Raw genomic sequence first — 16246 nt, forward strand, 5'->3', positions numbered from 1 at the left:
CATGATGAGAGCCCGGGAGGGCTCTCATCTGTATGAACCTCGCTTACTGCGCGCCATGCACTGGTCTTTCAGAATTGCACAAGGCAGGGAAAGTAGTTCGCCACCCGGGTGATGCTGTACAAAAACACAGCAACTAGTTTTTTAGAGGCAAAATCTACAGGGCGTGCCTGAGCCCCCTCACAACTGGTGAGTTTCACCAGTTGATTGGTCTTTCCTCTAAAATGGCTTTATGAAATCCACAACAAAACTCAGCGGAAGACCGCCCGCCCACTTCTCTGGGCACGAGACTTTTCCCTTGCGTCAAATGTGGCTCAAGAAGGTCTACAACAGCGGGCAAGACGGACTGATCCCCAAAAAGACTTTTACTGATGAAACTGCTATCGCCGAGTTTGGCGTCGGTAAAAACATGGTCTCATCGATCCGGCATTGGGCCTTGGCTTGTGGCGTTATCCGAGAGACCGATGAGGGATTCCGCATAGGCAGCCTAGCCACGGAAATCTTGGACGATGGCGGGCTTGATCCGTACGCAGAGAGCCCATCAACTGCATGGCTTGCCCATTGGCAGCTTGCAGGCCACTGCTTCAGGTCAACCACGTGGTATTGGCTGTTCAACCACGTCACCGCTCCGACCTTCACGCGTCAAGAGCTTGAAGATCCCTTGGTGCAATACGCGCGAACACTCGATCCCAAGCACAGACTTTCGCAAGCAACGATTTCACGCGATCTCGAGACATGCCTGAGAAGCTACGCCCCTCGCGCTGCCGGCGGATCACCGGAAGATTTTGCTGAGCCACTGCTCGGCGAATTGGGCCTGCTACAGGAAGTTCACAAGGGGCAATACGCGTTTCGTCGTGGACCAAAGACATCCTTACACGACGGTGTCTTTACATACGCACTCGTCGATTTTTGGAACCAAACCGCTGCAGGGCAAAGTTCATTGGCATTCGAGACGATCGCCTATGCGGAAGGTTCGCCGGGCCGAGTATTCAAGCTCGACGAAGAGTCCATCGCCCAACGCCTCATTGGCTTATCGGACTTCACTAAGCGCAAGCTTGAATGGACCGACTCTGCCGGTCTGAGACAGGTCCATCGAAAAGAGCTATCGAAAGAAGACCTCAAGAACATGATCAGGCGCGCGTATGACTGACAAGAAGCAACCGGCACTGTCGGACATCGTTCACATTTCCCGTCAATATCAACGCTCTATACGCGTCGATGCTGACATCGGCCGTGCAGACGCTCTGGCTGGCTACATCTGCCACGCCACCGCAACTGCCGTCGTTGATGGCATGAGCAAGCAGCTGGCGGAGACAAACCAACGTTGCTTCACCTGGACCGGGCCTTTTGGAGGCGGCAAGAGCTCGCTAGCTGTCGCTCTAGCAAGTGCACTGCACCCGGACAAGAAGCTCCGAGCAAAGGCACGCGAGGCGCTGCACCTTGACGCAAAGCCCGCTTTCGACAAAGCGTTCCCTGTTCGAAACGGCTGGCTGATCGTGCCTGCTGTAGGCAGGCGAGGCAGTGTCGTCACTGATTTACATGCCTCACTTAGGCGAGCGCAAGACCGTAACGTCGATGGCCGCAGCAAGCCTAACGCCCAATCCCTGATCGCCGAGTTATTGGATGAGGCCAATGGCCGCCCTCACGATGGTGTCCTCATCGTCATCGACGAAATGGGCAAGTTCCTGGAAGCCTCAGCTTTGGGTTCCGGGGATGATGTGTACTTCTTCCAAGAGTTGGCAGAGGCTGCTGCCCGATCAAAAGGTCGCTTGGTGGTTGTAGGGGTATTGCACCAATCATTTTCGCAATACGCCGCGAGACTGGGCATTGACACAAGAGACGACTGGGCGAAGGTTCAAGGTCGCTATGTCGACATGCCATTCGTCGCAGCGAGCGATGAGGTCGTCGAGCTCATTGGCCGAGCCATTGAGGCAAGGGAACGTCCTCACTGGATGAAAGACGCATCTGCCTGTGTAGCAGACGCCATCCGCGCTCGCCGCCCTGCGGTCGGCAAAACTTTTGCTGAGGCCCTGGAGCGCTGCTGGCCCCTTCATCCGGCCATGGCTGCCTTGTTGGGCCCGATTTCCAAGCGACAGTTCGGTCAGAACGAGCGCAGCACGTTTGGTTTTCTCTCATCCGTTGAGCCCCACGGCTTCCGCTCTTATCTCAACTCAACGCTGAAATCCGAGGCTAGTTGGTATCGCCCAAGTGACTATTGGGACTACCTGAGATCCAACCTGGAACCAGCCATTCTGGCGTCGCCTGATGGTCACCGATGGTCTCAGGCAGTCGAAGCGGTCGAGCGTGCAGAGGCGAAAACGGGCGATGCGCTTCTCATTGCGCTGATCAAAAACATTGCGATCATCGACTTGTTCCGCAATGGATCGGGGCTTGCAGCTGATGCCAAAGTCATTGGGACACTCTTCTACGACAGAAGCGAAGAAGAACTCAGCGCAGCCCTACAAAAGCTCAGCTCGCTCAAAATTGCCATTTTCAAGAGCTATACAGGAGCTTGGTCAGTATTTGAAGGCAGCGACTTCGACATCGATTCAGCCATTTCACAAGCCTTGGCATCTTCCCCAGGCATCGATTTTTCTCATCTAGCGCAGCTAATGGGTCTACATCCCGTCGTGGCGAAGCGCCATTACCACGACACCGGCACATTGCGCTGGATGGAAATGTCTCTATGCGGGATCGAGCAAGCTGAGAAGATGGCCTCGAACTTTTCCCCAAAGAAGGGAGAATTCGGCGCTTTCATCCTGGCTCTACCTAGCCAAGGTATGAGCGCCAGGATAGCCCGCCTGCGAGCACAGGAATGCTCGAAACTTCGCCCGTGGCCCGTCATGGTGGGGATCCCCGACAACCATGCACGCATAACTGATCTCGCGGCAGAGCTTGTGGCATTGGAGCAAGTCAAGGACCGGCACGAACTCGCTGGAGATGCCGTTGCGCGTCGCGAGGTCTATGCACGCTTGGCAGCCACCCGCGCCAGTCTAGAAGATCAGTTGCATGCGGCAGTTTCGCTTGCAAAGTGGCATGACGGCAGTGATCAGGTCGTAAATCGCGGCGCGAAGTTGTCACGGGTGGCATCCAGCCTCGCTGACGATTTATTCAGCCACGCTCCACACGTTTGGAGTGAGCTGATCAACAGAGACAGCGTTTCCAGCAATAGCGTGAAGGCACGGCGGGATCTGCTGCATGCCATGATCAATGCAGAGACACACGAAGCCCTTGGCTTCGAAGGTTTCCCTGCGGAGCGCGGACTCTACGAAACCCTGCTTCGAAGGACCGGCTTACACCGTCAAGATGTATCGGGTGCGTGGCGTCTCATGCCCCCCGGCGATAACGATGACGCACACTTTTCGTCACTATGGGCAGCCACTCGCGATCTGTTCGCTGATGCAAGCATACGTGTAGGAGCTCATGAGATTTATGCTTTGTGGAGTGCCTCGCCTTTCGGTGTAAAGCAGGGCATCCAGCCGGTCATCCTCACCGCTTTTTTGCTGGCCCACAAAGCCAATATCGCTGTCTACAAAGACGGGATGTTTGTTCCCCGATTGACCGACTTCGATATTGATGAATGTCTGCAAGACCCTAAGCGCTTTGCTCTACGGTGGGTTGCGATTGACGAGGATAAGACCCATATTCTCGAAGGCATCTCAAAGCTTTTGGCCGAGGTGGGTGAAAGTGCTGGCGCAGCCGATCCGCTGGAAGCTGCTCGCGGCTTGGTGTCCATGGTTTTCAATCTGCCCGAGTGGACGCGTCGAAGTGCGCGCCTAAGTAAGATCGCCAAGGACATGCGTGACATGCTCCTGAAAGCCAGCGACCCACATAAGGTTCTGTTCGTCGACTTGCCTGCACTACTTGGTGCAGATGATGGCAAAGCTTATGTGCAGGCCCTGCGCGCGCCCTTGCACGAGTTGGTTGGCGCCTACGGCACGATGCTGACGGAGGTCGAAGCAAAGATGTTGGCGGCGCTAGATGCTAGCCGGGAAGAGCTTCGAACCTTGCGTGATCGCGCTCGCGCGGTATCCGGCATCTCGGGTGACCTGCAAATGGACGGCTTCGCAACGCGTCTAGCCAACTTCGATGGCTCACGTGCATCACTAGAGGGAATACTGAGTATGGCGGCCGAGAGGCCCCCGCGCGACTGGGTCGACCGACACATTGACGTGGCCATCTTGGAACTGGCTAAGTTTGCGCGGCGCTTCCGGGAAGCGGAGGCCTTCGTCACCGTGCAGGGACGTCAGGCACACAGTGAAGCCATAGCTGTCGTGATCGGGTCTGGCGCAGAGACCAAAACAATCTCTCGTTCATTTGCCATCTCAGATCGTCAACGTATAACCGTTGAGGCCAAAGCGCAAGAGATTGCATCTTTACTTGAAGGCCAGGGATTAGACACCGACGTACTGCTGGCAATCCTTGCCAAAGCGGGGATGAAGCTGGCGTCCATCGACAAGGAGACTGCCAATGGCTGAGCGACACGTTCTAGGAATCTCGGGTGGCAAAGACAGCGCCGCGCTCGCGGTTTACATGCGTGAGCACCACCCCGAGCTCGACATTGAGTACTTCTACACAGACACTGGTGAAGAGCTACCCGAGGTGTACGAGTTTCTCGGCAAGCTTGAAGGTAAGTTGGGCAAGCCCATCTTGCGCCTGAACCCTGATCGTGACTTCCAGTTCTGGCTGCGCCAGTACAACCACTTTCTGCCCAACCCCAACACGCGTTGGTGCACTCGACAGTTGAAGCTCGCCCCCTTTGAAAAGTGGGTTCGCCCGATGCTTGCCGCAGGTGACAAGGTCACATCTTATGTGGCCATTCGTGCAGACGAAGACTATCGCGAAGGTTATGCGGCCAAAGCTGACAACTTGTTCGTGAAGCTGCCATTCCGTGAGGCAGGCATCGACAAGGTTGGCGTGATCGACATCTTGGAAAATTCTGGCGTTGGCTATCCCAAGTACTACGAGTGGCGCTCACGCAGCGGCTGTACCTTCTGCTTTTTCCAACAGAAGATCGAGTGGGTTCGACTGCGAGAGCGTCACCCAGAGGCTTATGCCGCAGCTAAGGCCTTGGAGAAGGATGCCTTGGAGCACGGCTCACCCTTCACGTGGTCAAAAGGGGAATCGCTTGCGGAAATGGAGCAGCCGCAACGCGTTGCCGCAATCGAAGCCGAATACGAGATTCGTCGCGCTCGCACGCGTAAGGCTATCCCGATCAACCCGCTGCGACCGGTAAAGGCATGCTCCGAAGACATCGATGACATCTACGGGGCAGATGAAGGCAACGGTTCTTGCGCCGTTTGCCACAAGTAGAAGTCAAGTCAGCTACTGGGCTTAACAGCAAGCAAATTGATCCATGCAATGGATTCACGGCCTTTGAGTGAATCAGCAGTGATCCATTGATCGATCAAGTTCAGTCCACTAGCGACGACTAGCTCCCTTAGCTCCTGGTTCGAATAGCGCGCATAGAACCGCCCGTCCTCTTCGACAGAGGAACCATGCCCCTCTTGCATAGAGAGAAACAGTACGCCATTGCTGCGTAACGCGTTCCGCAGGCGAGTCAGCGTCGCAGGCATCTCCACCTTCGGCAAATGAAGCAGTGACGCACAGGCCCAGATCCCATCGAATGCATCGACAAAGCTCAATTCCTGAGCTTTGCTAACAAGCACCTCACAGCCAGACGTTTCGGCAGAAATCTTAGCCAAACGAGCCGATGGATCCACACCGATACAGTCAAAACCGCGTGTCTTAAACGCGCGCAGATCTCGCCCACCGCCACAACCAAGGTCTAGGACACGCGCCCCTGGTTGCAAGCGGGCCGCAAACTGACTGTAGAGTTGACTTAAATCCGCTTGTGCGGTCTCAAGAGCGTAGGAGACAGCATTTTCGTTATAGAACGACAACGTTCCTTCTTCTGTGTATTGCTGAGGCCGCGCCACTGGAGTACTTGCTTGTTGATTGACTGGAATCCATTGTCAACCAACTGCTGAAGGCGAACAGGAAAGACCGCCTGCTCCTCCACGGCATTGAGATGGATAGCGTCCCCCTTCTTCACCCTCTCGTGCAATCTCTTAAGGACCAGATAGTGAGCGAGGTACTCACCCATCACGTCAATCAGTTCTTCATCCTCCTGGCGTGCCAGACCAGCCCTTTCCCGGATCAGCTCAGCTAATCTTGCGCCAACGTCAACCACGTCGTCAAAGTACGGCTCGACTCCGTATGACTTGCCATAGACCTCTGTTAGATGCTGAACGGTTCGAAATCGCGTCCAATGTTCTGCAATTCGAATCTGAAACTCTTTGTCGTCAAAGTCTTGGCCAGCTATCAACTGGAACCGCGTGCCGTCTGCCGCAACTAGGGCCTTGTTCATCTGGCGATAAATCGCGTTCGATTGCCCCAGCAGGGCTCGAACGGGTCCATATAGCTCAGATAGCTGCTTAAGCTGCCACTCGATATAGCTGTTGGCAACCTTTGCCTCAGTATCAGCTCTATGAATCTTGCGCTGATGACGCATCAGGAAAGATTGAGCGAACAAGCTAAGCGTTGCTGTCAACAGTGCCGTCAAAACAACTGTATACAGCGAATACAGAGACGTCCTACGTGCAACCTGATCGGCACGTTCAGCAGACTTGGCGATCGCACCTTCCACGGACTGAAGCCTACTTGCTGCGTTAGCCAACTCCCATTGGAGCCGGTCATCGTTGCGGGTATCAGGGCTAGACGCACCGGCCACTGAGGGCACGACTGCTGCAGGTGAGTGCTTCGCCCCCCCTTCGGCACGGCACGGGGAAGTTACGGCCATGACCGTGATCATGGTGCACGTCGCCACCCTCCATCGAGCGCCAATCATGCGTTGTCCCTCCGAATGGAATCCACAGCAGCTTCAATGTCTTGATCAGACAGGAATGGAGCTTGCGCGAATACGAGCCCTTGCTCACCGTTAAGCTTGGCGGCCAGATGCCCACGGCCCAACAGAAGCTCAGCGCCAGGACGATCGAGCGCGATCTTTGAGGTCGCTTCGCTGGACACCTTCAAGATAAGGCGATTTCCCAGATTTTCGCGAAGCTGCATTGGCATCACGTCCTTGTCGGGGCGCTGCGCAGCGAAAATCAGATGGATGCCGGCTGCGCGGGCCTTCACGCCCAAGCGCTGCACCGCTGCACCCACCGCCGCCTTATAAGCGTCGTCCAGCATCCAGTCCGCGAACTCATCGTGGACCAAGAAGACCATGGGCAAACGCTCTTCAGCGGGCACTTTGGCGTTGTAAGTCGGCAAGTCGCGCGTTCTGGCCTTGGCAAAGGCGCGATATCGGTCTTCCATTTCTTGAACCAACGCCTCAAGCACCTCGCTGGCCTTTTCCTTTGTCGTGACGATTTCGTCACGCATGTGCGGCAAGTCAGCCAACGGGGCGTAATCGACCCCCATCTTCGGGTCGATCAAAATGATCTGAGCCAACTCCTTGGGATTCGTCGCTGCGATGTCCAAGAGCAAAGCTTGAATCAGCACCGACTTGCCACTGCCGGTTGCTCCTGCCACCAGGGAATGCGGCTCATGAGAGGAGAGCCCCCCAAACTCCGCGCCAAGGTTCAGATACAGCAACGCCCCGTTGATTTCTTGCAAGCCCAAGAGGAAGGACGTGTTGATGCCCGCGACATTGCGATTGAGATCACGACGCGCCCAAAGCTCCCAGAGCGACACAGCTTGGCGCTTTGTGCCAGCAATGGTGACCACGATCTCACCCGGCTTCGGTTGAACCGTCACGAGGTTGATCGCATGGGTGGTTAGCAGTTGGGTTCGCTTGTTCTCAATGTCTTCGACGCGCAACCGATCGGAGCCCGCCAACCGAACCAAGCAACCATTAGGCGTCAAACGGGTGCCCAAAATAGCTGCCTGTAGCCCGTAGCTATTGAGCGCCGTTTTCAGCTTCTTGGTGACATCCTGCGCCCATTCTTCGCGCTCGACATCGGACTGCGCGACGCCCGCGCATTTGGAGGCAACCAGTGCAGCGAGTGCGCTACCCTGATGAGAGACTGGAGTGTCACTCGACATCAAAGGAGACGTAGCAGCAACAACGTCACTTGGCCCGTTTGCCGAAGCTGCCGACTCCTCGGCCGGTTTGCTCGTCTCCTGGGCCTCTGCCAAAACCTCGATAGGCGTAAGCGCATCTTGCCGCGGTGTGGTGACATCTACGCTGGAGAGCTGCCCCATCGCAGAGAGCCAAGGGACGCGAGGCGCGGGCGCCTTATAGGTATGGTCAGCCCAAGGCTGATGCGCCCCCAGACCGGCGCGAGCTTCGCGACCACCTGCACCCTTCGCATATGACTCAACAAGTTTGCGTAGATCAGGGCGATCGAAGACTTCCTGCCAAGCCTTCACGCCAGCGGATTCCTCCAAGAGCTCTTGATCCGAAGCCGATGCAGATCCGGCATCTGACGTGTGAACATACACATGCGAGTAGCCTCGCAGCGAAATCTCAACGTCACCTTCACGAAGCTTCGCGCGAGCACGCTCCATCAATCCAGTCATCCCTGGAGGGATGTCTGCATCGATGAGCATGTCCGCCAATCGGGCCAACCAGACATCGCGATCCAAACGCCCAGGATCCCCAAAGAGCGCCTCCCGGAACATGCCGAGCGTGGCCAACAACTGATCTTTCGAGTCTCTGCGCGCTTTAGCTAAACCATCTGTCGCGACATACTTCGATTCGACAATGGAAATGACAACGCGTATTGACTCGTCACGCTCTTCGACATTGAGCGCGAGAACATCGGCGATTCGACTCTCTGGCTGAGACAGCCAACTCGCGTAGTCATCAAGCAGGAAGTAGGCGGTCAAGACCTGCCCACTAGCCGCCGAAGCCTTGAACTCCTCAGCCAAAAGATAGCGACTGAGCACCAAGCCGATCATCTCACCAGCAGACACACCGCGTTTAGCTGCACGGAGCACGATATCGCCCGAAACCGAAAGTGCATCCCGCTTGATCTGATCGACGACCCCTGTCAGTTCGGCGTCATCGAGTTGAATGTTCAGTTCATCCAAGCGGCGTCGCACCAGCACACTCAACAGTCGCAGCTCTGAGGTCGAGCTGACAATCATGTTTCGTCCATTGGTAGAGCCTCGGCGATAACGCACGACAGTGATGTCGTTGTGCTGGAGCTGGCGCTTGTCGAGCAACTCGTCGTAGGTCGCCACCCATTCAGCGAGGTTGTGCGCGTCAGTGATCATCTCAGCCAAAGCGGGGCTTTGCAACGAGATGCGTCGAGCAGGCAAATAGCGCTCGTCAGGCAAGGCATCGGTCTGTCGGCAAACAGCTGCTACGGCAGACACATAAGCCCAGCCCGAGGCAGTTTGCCAAGGGCAGGTCAAGAAGGTGGTGGACTTCAGCTCGTTCTCGCCAGAGACACTGCGGTAAGACCAACGCGAAGGAGCATGCTCAAGGTTCGGTCGATCATTCGTCCAGGGCACCGGCAACCATTCTGATTGCGCAGCACGCGACACCACATCATGCAGGAACGCCACATCGAAGGCTTTGAAACCTTGCGCACTTTCACTGGGCGTGGCCGAGATCGGCGTCACTGCGATGCGCAGCTTCGAGATGAAGTTGTCACTGGTCTCACTCACCACGGGCAAGTCAGGATCGTCCCCAGCCTTGTTAACCAGCTCCCCATAAACACTACGAAGCTTCGCAGCATCTGCATGCCTCACCGAAACACTGCATTGAAGATTGCCCGCCTCCTGGATAGACGACAGCTCCCGCACAGTCGCAAGAGGCAACTCTGCTGCATCTGCGTTATATAGAACCACGCTGAGATTAGAGGCCTCATGCGGCTGCAAGCCCACATAGCGCTCCAACAGATCCCTCGCCTGCTTAGCCGCGGCGGCGGGGTCAACGTCCGTCATGGCATCGTCGACGCACCGAGTGGGCGCCTCCAACAGGCTGTACCCGTTGACCGAGCTACTCACGGACACCAACGTCGGTACGCCAGCTCGATTGAGTAGTGCGATCTCCGGATAAAACGGGTGAGCAATCTCGTCTGATAGCTCCCGCATAAAGATCTCACGATCACCGTAGAGCACACTGTTACTCGACAGTAGATGCGTCGCAAAACTAGCTACACGTCTTGACTTCACAGCCAGAGCCTTCATCCGCTCTGGATGCCAGGGCGGAATGATCACGGCCGGATTGTCCCCTGCGACACGCACCGTACCGACAGAGAGAACCTCTGCGACCAAGCGCGATCGGCATACATCCCCGCGGGCTTGAGCCAACAAAGTATTCATCAATGCTGCAAAGGAGTCGGCTTGCCGCATCACGGCTTCGCCATGCAAGCCTACAGCGACGAAGTCCTCCATCGCTTTGGCATAGTCCGCTTCGAACTTCTCCCAGGACGCTTTAATCTCATCCCGTTGAACCGAGGTCAAACGCCCTTCGTCTGCCAAATCCTTGATGCGTGACTTGATGTCATGGCGAAGGCTTCTAAGTTTGTTGGCCGCGGGGACAAGTGATCCTGCATCAGTAGAGTACGTGGCTTCTAGCGTCCCCGTGTCCAGCAAAGACACGTTCTGCACACCACCTTTCTTACTGACCAAGCGCCGAGGCACTTCAGTGCATCCCACAGCGCCCTTTTCAAGTAAGCGGCGCATATCCGCAACCATCGATAAGCCAATGGCAGTGGGCTTATAGCTCCACAAAAGCTGGGTTTTGGCGAGTACGGCCTCCCGCTCCTTGTGAACCTGGATCAATGCAACATCGAACTTAATCTGAAGTGCAACGCGAGACAGCGAGGAGTTCGGTTTGACCTTGTTTTTTTTGTCATCCCGAAGTTCCTTCTCTTTTGCGAAAAAGGCTTCGTACTCGAACAATGGATCTGGCAAAGCTGCATTGCCCAGGCGCTCAACACGCCAGTCAACCTTAGGGCCCATGAGCTCCTTCAAGCCGCGATACATCGCCGAGAAGTAGCTTCCCGCGTCATAGTTGAATCGCTCTCGCCACTCCTTTCGACCCTTTGTGACGGTGAATCGCAAGAAGCGCTCACCGTGAATATCCCGAACCCCTGCATGAAGACTGTTCACGACACGGGCAAAGCCATCGAAGAAGTCATTACATTCAATCGGCTTGCCATAAAGCGCCTTCTCCCAACGGGCGCAAAGCTTGGCGTCTTGCTCCAGCAAGCGCCGATATTTGGCAAAGAACGCTTCGTCTTCTTCTGTGAAGTCAGAACGCTTCTCGCGAGACTTCAAGTCTTCGAGATGCTTACGATCATCTACATCGAGCGCGTTTTCTGGTTCGCAGTCGTGATCGAAGAAGCGCACAGTTGCATCGGTTAAGCCGAGCTGTTTTTCCTTTGGCTTGTCAAACGCCAAGTAGACGCCATCGGCCTCCCACTCAAATTGGGCCAGCGCAGCAGCAGCATCGGGATCGCCGACTGGTGCGGCCACGAATGCATCGAGTGCAAGACGCGCCACCTCTGCAATCTCTGCTGAGTTTGCATTAATGCGCTCAACCAGTTCGTCTGGATCAAGCGGCTGGCCGTTTTGTCGTAACTTCTTCAGCAATGGAGCGCGCTGAGCAAAAAGCTTGGCAAATGCGTTTTGCCACGGCTTACGCAATGTGCTGAAACTCTTCGCATTAGAAAAGACGGTGGTGTCACGGGGCAGCCCGGCGCACGGCAAAGCAAAACCGATGGCATCACGAACTGGCAGCCCCCGCGTCGACATCGCGAGAATGAATTCTGAACAGAAATCTCCAAGCTGTACCAAGGAAAGTTCTGACGAAGCGAGCAGACCGCCCATGGCTGCCAAAAGCACCGCACGATCATCTGGCACGGGAGAGAGTCCCCCAGCATGCAAAGTGGCCTCGACCCAAGGCTCTGGGTCTGCGCGCATTTCCTTGGCTCCGATGGCCATGACATGCCCCAGCGTATCAGCCAAGTTGTGCTCATTGCCGTTAGCGGTGAGGATGGCCGCTTTAGCGGTCGTCGCGTTATTTCGGACGTAGCCAGCGTTATGTGGGATCAGAATTGCAGCAGGTAACCCTTGTCCATCAACCAGCGCCTCAGGGATCATGAGATCTACTTGCGCCAGCAAATCTGGATTCGCAAGAATAGATCGAGCGACCGCAGCGATTTGATTGGACGAGAGTTTGTCGAGTCGGAACAGTGCTGCGGTATCCCCCGGTTGGCCAGAGCTAGATACGCGCTTGGCGAGAATGTCCGCGCCGACACGCCCGATGATGCGATCGGTCAGCATGCAGCGTCTCCCTTAAACGCAAACGGATTTTCAACAAAGGAACATGAATCTGAAAGTCGGCGAACTAAGCCCAATGCAGCGAGCCGTGCCTCCAAGTTGGCGCGGTTCTCACTAAGCTCTTCTTGGTCGACCAACTTGGCATTGATCAGACGGGCACCTTCTGCATCTCCCAAGATCAAGCCATAGCGCCTATTAGCCTCAGCCAGAAATTCATCGAATTGCATGCGATCGTCAACGATCGCCACCACGACCGATTTCAAAAGACGATCATTGGGTGCATAACGTGTTCGTCGTGACAGCCGGCGCGAACTCAGGCCAATTGCCCGAGACCAGGATGCGTGAATCTTGCCGACATGCTGCTCGTGACGAGCAAGAGCAAGCCTCACCAACTCATCCACCAGTACATCAGGGCCTTGCCCTGAGTAATCTTCATCGTCATCTGCATCACCCGGCGGCCACTGGAAATGCGTCCGCATCAGGGTCAACTGCGCAGCATCAGGAAAATCGCTTTCAGAAGCCTTTGACCACGCCTCATGGGAGCGAATCGACTCGACATGCGCTCTCACCGCTTTTGATGGCAACCCTTGATTGAATTGGTAGCTATCACCGGAGAGTGCACGCACTTTCGTGCGCTCCTTGGAAACAATCTCACAAACGATTTCTACCGGTTCATCGTCACCTGCAACTTTCTTCGCTCTCTCGAGAAAGTAAAGCAGCATATTGAGTCCGGTGATCGCAATCAAATGCTCTAGAGCGTCGTAAATCGGCATATCCTTCGCCAAGACAGACAGCCAGTCTTCACAGATTTGATCAAACCGGGGATTACTGATCTCCGGTAGATAGCCAGATTGACGCGCATCTTCCGCACGTTGCGGTGCACCTTGCATGGCTCGGGCAAGCCGATTCATTGGCGCATCCCTGTCAAACAGGCGCCTAGCTAATAGGTCCCCTAACTCCGCGCCACGTTTAGCACGTGTAAGCATCATGTAGAGCAACTCCCCCGTGCGTGCGAAGAAACGCCGGTCGTTGCTCATCTTTCCTTTCGCGTCGATCTGCAGATCTTCATACAGCGCGTCAGGACCGAATGGGAAAACAAATTTTGAGCTCCACCGCTTGTTGCTGCGCGCCTCAAAGGAGGACGAACGAAGCAACTCAACCGCCTTAGCGAAATCGTTAAAGCTGGCGAAGGATCGCCGCAAATACGCCAAATCAGCAGCACCGTCGCCATTGCCAGTTGCACCTTGCTCAAACCGCACAAACCACTGACGCCACTTTTCTTCGTCAGGTAGCTTGCTCTCTGCAATCGACTCAACATAGGGGTTGTTGAACAAAAGACCACGCAGCCGAATTTGCCTCTGTGGCAGCAACCGGAAGGCCCCGCCGAGATTGTCGTGCGGCCGTAGTGGTCGGTCCAAGTTTGAACCCAACGCCCCCAAGAACTCAAGAACAGTCAAATGCGGCAACTGCTCGTCGTACAGACGGTGCCCCCAAATGTTTTCATCAACGCAGAAATCAACCGACTTGATCTCAGGACGCTTGAAAATTTCGCTCATTCTTGAATCCTCACCGTCACGGGACGAGTGAAGCCGCCTCCACTTGGCTCGATGTCAATGAAACTCAAGGTCAGCGACGCATCCTCTCCTGGCTCATCGTCATCACTGTCGCCAAAGCCTGCCCGCCGTACGTTCTCAGCCTTACGCAAGAGCTTGGCTTTGAACGCCAAAAGGTCCTCAAGACATTCGTTTGAAAAGCTGACTGGCAACGCGCCCTCTGCGACACGCGCGAGAAACTCGTAGCGAGTAGGTGTCAACTCAAAGGTCACAGAATTTCCTGGAACCGGCGAAAGCGACAAATCAAGTTGTGGCCGCCCCGTTTGTTCGTGAATCTTAAAAGTCATACCTACGCCACCTTGCCGACGCGCAGGAATATCCCGATCGCACAAAACACTCACCCGGCTTTGAGTAAAGCCTCCAGAGCTCGCGACGAAAATGCGATCGACGTTCTCCAAAAGGAGTCCCGTTAACACTCGATTGAGTCCTCGCACGACTCGTCCACGGGCTACTTCGCTGACCTGCCTTTTCGCTTTCAACGCATCGAGGAGCTCCAAATATTCACCACCAAAGCGGAACGCTGTCATTTCCCATCTTGGATATCCGGGATCAGGCTCAGGCAATGTGAAGTAGAGGCGCCGTCGCTGGGACTCGAGCATCGTCAGGAATTCGGTTGCGCCCCCCTCCAAGCGAGCGCCTTCATATCCCTCTAGATACGCATCTTGGGCGGCACAAAAATCTGGCGTGCCACCGTAAGTGGAATCCACTGCCACAAGACGCTCAAAATCAGTCCGCAATCGACCATCATCCTTGCCATAGACCAAGAGGCCGTCTGCGGCGTTAGTAGTCTCCTCGCCAACGCCAAAACTAGCCATAGCTCGGAAGACAGGACGATCGTAGGCCCGACGTTTAGGCAAATTCGCACCAAATGCATTTGCGTAAAGACTCGCCTTGCTGATCTGCCCAGACTCCTGAATCTTGGGCACATCAGCGCACGTCATCAAATTTTCTTTAGCGAGCTTCGCATCGGCATACCCAAGGATCATGTTGGTGCAAAGCGCCAAGAGATCTCGAATAGGTAGATGAAGCCCGTTGAGTCGTGCGATCTCAACCAAATCCCCCAAGCGGCGTGCCACTTGACCATCATCCGCATCTCCCAGCAACCGCCGGCGGTTCTCATCAATGGGGCAGACTTTGTCAGCCTGCCTCAAGTTGCACTGCTCACAGTTTGACCATTCGGGATGACTCGAAACCGTACGAGCAATCTCTTCAAGTGTCTTGCGGCCAGTTGTCCTGCTAAGGTCAAAAACCGCCAGTCGGCTAGGTGCAGCAGCTGCCTGCAGGAATGTGTCCTGCAATGGCTTGCGCAAAGGATGGTCTCGCCCCTGCCGCTTGCCAAGATCACGCAGCCGGTCAAGCACTTGACCATGGTTGGCGGCAAGAATCACGATCTCAGAATCATCGCCACCAAGAACAGACTGCTCTAACCTCTGTAGCGGCAAATCACTTTCTTCGCCGTTGAACTCGGAAAGATCCTTGATGAAAACGGCTAAGCGCCCATCACTCAAGCGATGCTCTTTGATATTTCCTTTTGCCGACCAAGCTTTTGGATCTCCGCCAATGCTTTGCCACAACGCACGGCAATGGTATGTCTTGCCATCCCCTGCAGTTCCAGCAATCAATATCGACCCCGCAGCGCCAGAGGACAGGTGCCGGACCATGTCGTCTAGCAGCGGGGTGGAAAGTTGAATCGGCTGAACTTTGGCTCGCCCCAACGCACTCGCGACGTACTCATCGAACATCGTCAAATTGTTAGAGGTTGGCCCGTAGCTACGGAGAAACCTAACCCAATGGCTGCCAGGCATAGACATGTCGGCAGACTTCGTCTGTTCTTGCGCTGTCACGCTCCCGCTCCCGTTTGAACCCGTTTTTACTTATGCAATCGGCGTCCACCATGCTCTTGCTTCGGCGTTAGTTCCACGGAAAGCGCTGTTCCAGCACCCTCACTGTGAGCAAGCCTGACAAAGGCATGCGCGCACTAAGCTGCGCAACCTGAGAACTAAGATGTAGACCGACGCTTACAAGCGTAACGGAATTCAACACAGAGATAGGGGCATTACCCGTAGGCGGGTGAAAACACTGGCTTGGCAAACCAACATTTGCGGACAGATGTAATCAAAAACCCACATCACTCGAACCTCACGGCGTCAAGCAAGTGATTGAGGGCGCATCACGCCAACACATTCACCTTCGTCCCCACGGATCCCTCCGTGGCCAGTGGCAGCGGACCGGTCAAGCCTTGCAACATCGCGGCGGCGCTCGACTTTTGAATGTCCAACGCTTTTTTCAGCACGGTCATCTGCACGTTTTGCGTGGTTTGAACCTGCCGCATGGCAGAGACGGCATCTGCGGCACCCGCAGGGGACACACCGGACAGTTCCATCATCAGC

Annotated in this window: 9 protein-coding genes; 3 read left to right on the forward strand and 6 right to left on the reverse strand. The window is 55.4% G+C overall.

Features of this window, described 5'->3' with window-relative positions; translation table 11 throughout:
• The first annotated feature begins 229 nt into the window (after positions 1-229).
• From ACOYNB_RS00100 to ACOYNB_RS00110, 3 genes are read left to right on the forward strand one after another with little or no spacing between them, the layout of a single operon-like run.
• The gene (locus tag ACOYNB_RS00100; protein ID WP_422837075.1) at positions 230-1147 is read left to right on the forward strand and encodes a DUF4007 family protein; all 918 of its coding nucleotides are present in this window, start codon (positions 230-232) and stop codon (positions 1145-1147) included.
• Complete coding sequence (locus ACOYNB_RS00105; RefSeq protein ID WP_422837076.1) at positions 1140-4475, forward strand: ATP-binding protein; 3336 nt, start codon at positions 1140-1142, stop codon at positions 4473-4475. Before ACOYNB_RS00100 ends, ACOYNB_RS00105 begins: the two co-directional genes overlap by 8 nt.
• A complete protein-coding gene (locus ACOYNB_RS00110; protein ID WP_422837077.1) occupies positions 4468-5310 on the forward strand; it encodes a phosphoadenosine phosphosulfate reductase family protein in 843 nt (280 codons plus the stop codon). Before ACOYNB_RS00105 ends, ACOYNB_RS00110 begins: the two co-directional genes overlap by 8 nt.
• Positions 5311-5318: 8 nt before the next feature.
• Here the strand turns inward: ACOYNB_RS00110 and ACOYNB_RS00115 are convergent, their stop codons facing one another.
• From ACOYNB_RS00115 to ACOYNB_RS00140, 6 genes are all read right to left on the reverse strand, one after another.
• Positions 5319-5900, reverse strand: coding sequence for a class I SAM-dependent methyltransferase (locus tag ACOYNB_RS00115; RefSeq protein ID WP_422837078.1), 582 nt, complete (start codon positions 5898-5900; stop codon positions 5319-5321).
• Positions 5840-6646, reverse strand: coding sequence for a hypothetical protein (locus ACOYNB_RS00120; protein WP_422837079.1), 807 nt, complete (start codon positions 6644-6646; stop codon positions 5840-5842). The genes ACOYNB_RS00115 and ACOYNB_RS00120 overlap by 61 nt, the downstream gene beginning before the upstream one ends.
• Positions 6647-6843: 197 nt before the next feature.
• On the reverse strand, positions 6844-12246 hold the full coding sequence (locus tag ACOYNB_RS00125; protein WP_422837080.1) for an FtsK/SpoIIIE domain-containing protein: 5403 nt from the start codon (positions 12244-12246) through the stop codon (positions 6844-6846).
• A complete protein-coding gene (locus tag ACOYNB_RS00130) occupies positions 12240-13799 on the reverse strand; it encodes a hypothetical protein (protein WP_422837081.1) in 1560 nt (519 codons plus the stop codon). Before ACOYNB_RS00130 ends, ACOYNB_RS00125 begins: the two co-directional genes overlap by 7 nt.
• Entirely contained in the window at positions 13796-15598 is a 1803-nt protein-coding gene (locus tag ACOYNB_RS00135; RefSeq protein WP_422837082.1) for a hypothetical protein, read from the reverse strand. The genes ACOYNB_RS00130 and ACOYNB_RS00135 overlap by 4 nt, the downstream gene beginning before the upstream one ends.
• A 428-nt stretch (positions 15599-16026) precedes the next feature.
• Positions 16027-16239 carry a YjfB family protein gene (locus ACOYNB_RS00140; protein WP_422837083.1) on the reverse strand — a complete coding sequence of 71 codons (213 nt, stop codon included), beginning with the start codon at positions 16237-16239 and terminating at the stop codon, positions 16027-16029.
• Positions 16240-16246: the final 7 nt, after the last annotated feature.

The organism is Aquabacterium sp. (assembly GCF_049317225.1).
Taxonomy (GTDB): Bacteria; Pseudomonadota; Gammaproteobacteria; order Burkholderiales; family Burkholderiaceae_C; genus Aquabacterium.

Excerpts from the sequence above, each read along its gene's own strand:
- ACOYNB_RS00100 (WP_422837075.1), top strand. The coding sequence starts at position 230 with ATGAAATCCACAACAAAACTCAGCGGAAGACCGCCCGCCCACTTCTCT.
- ACOYNB_RS00105 (WP_422837076.1), top strand. The coding sequence starts at position 1,140 with ATGACTGACAAGAAGCAACCGGCACTGTCGGACATCGTTCACATTTCC.
- ACOYNB_RS00110 (WP_422837077.1), top strand. The coding sequence starts at position 4,468 with ATGGCTGAGCGACACGTTCTAGGAATCTCGGGTGGCAAAGACAGCGCC.
- ACOYNB_RS00125 (WP_422837080.1), bottom strand. The coding sequence starts at position 12,246 with ATGCTGACCGATCGCATCATCGGGCGTGTCGGCGCGGACATTCTCGCC.
- ACOYNB_RS00130 (WP_422837081.1), bottom strand. The coding sequence starts at position 13,799 with ATGAGCGAAATTTTCAAGCGTCCTGAGATCAAGTCGGTTGATTTCTGC.
- ACOYNB_RS00135 (WP_422837082.1), bottom strand. The coding sequence starts at position 15,598 with ATGTTCGATGAGTACGTCGCGAGTGCGTTGGGGCGAGCCAAAGTTCAG.
- ACOYNB_RS00140 (WP_422837083.1), bottom strand. The coding sequence starts at position 16,239 with ATGGAACTGTCCGGTGTGTCCCCTGCGGGTGCCGCAGATGCCGTCTCT.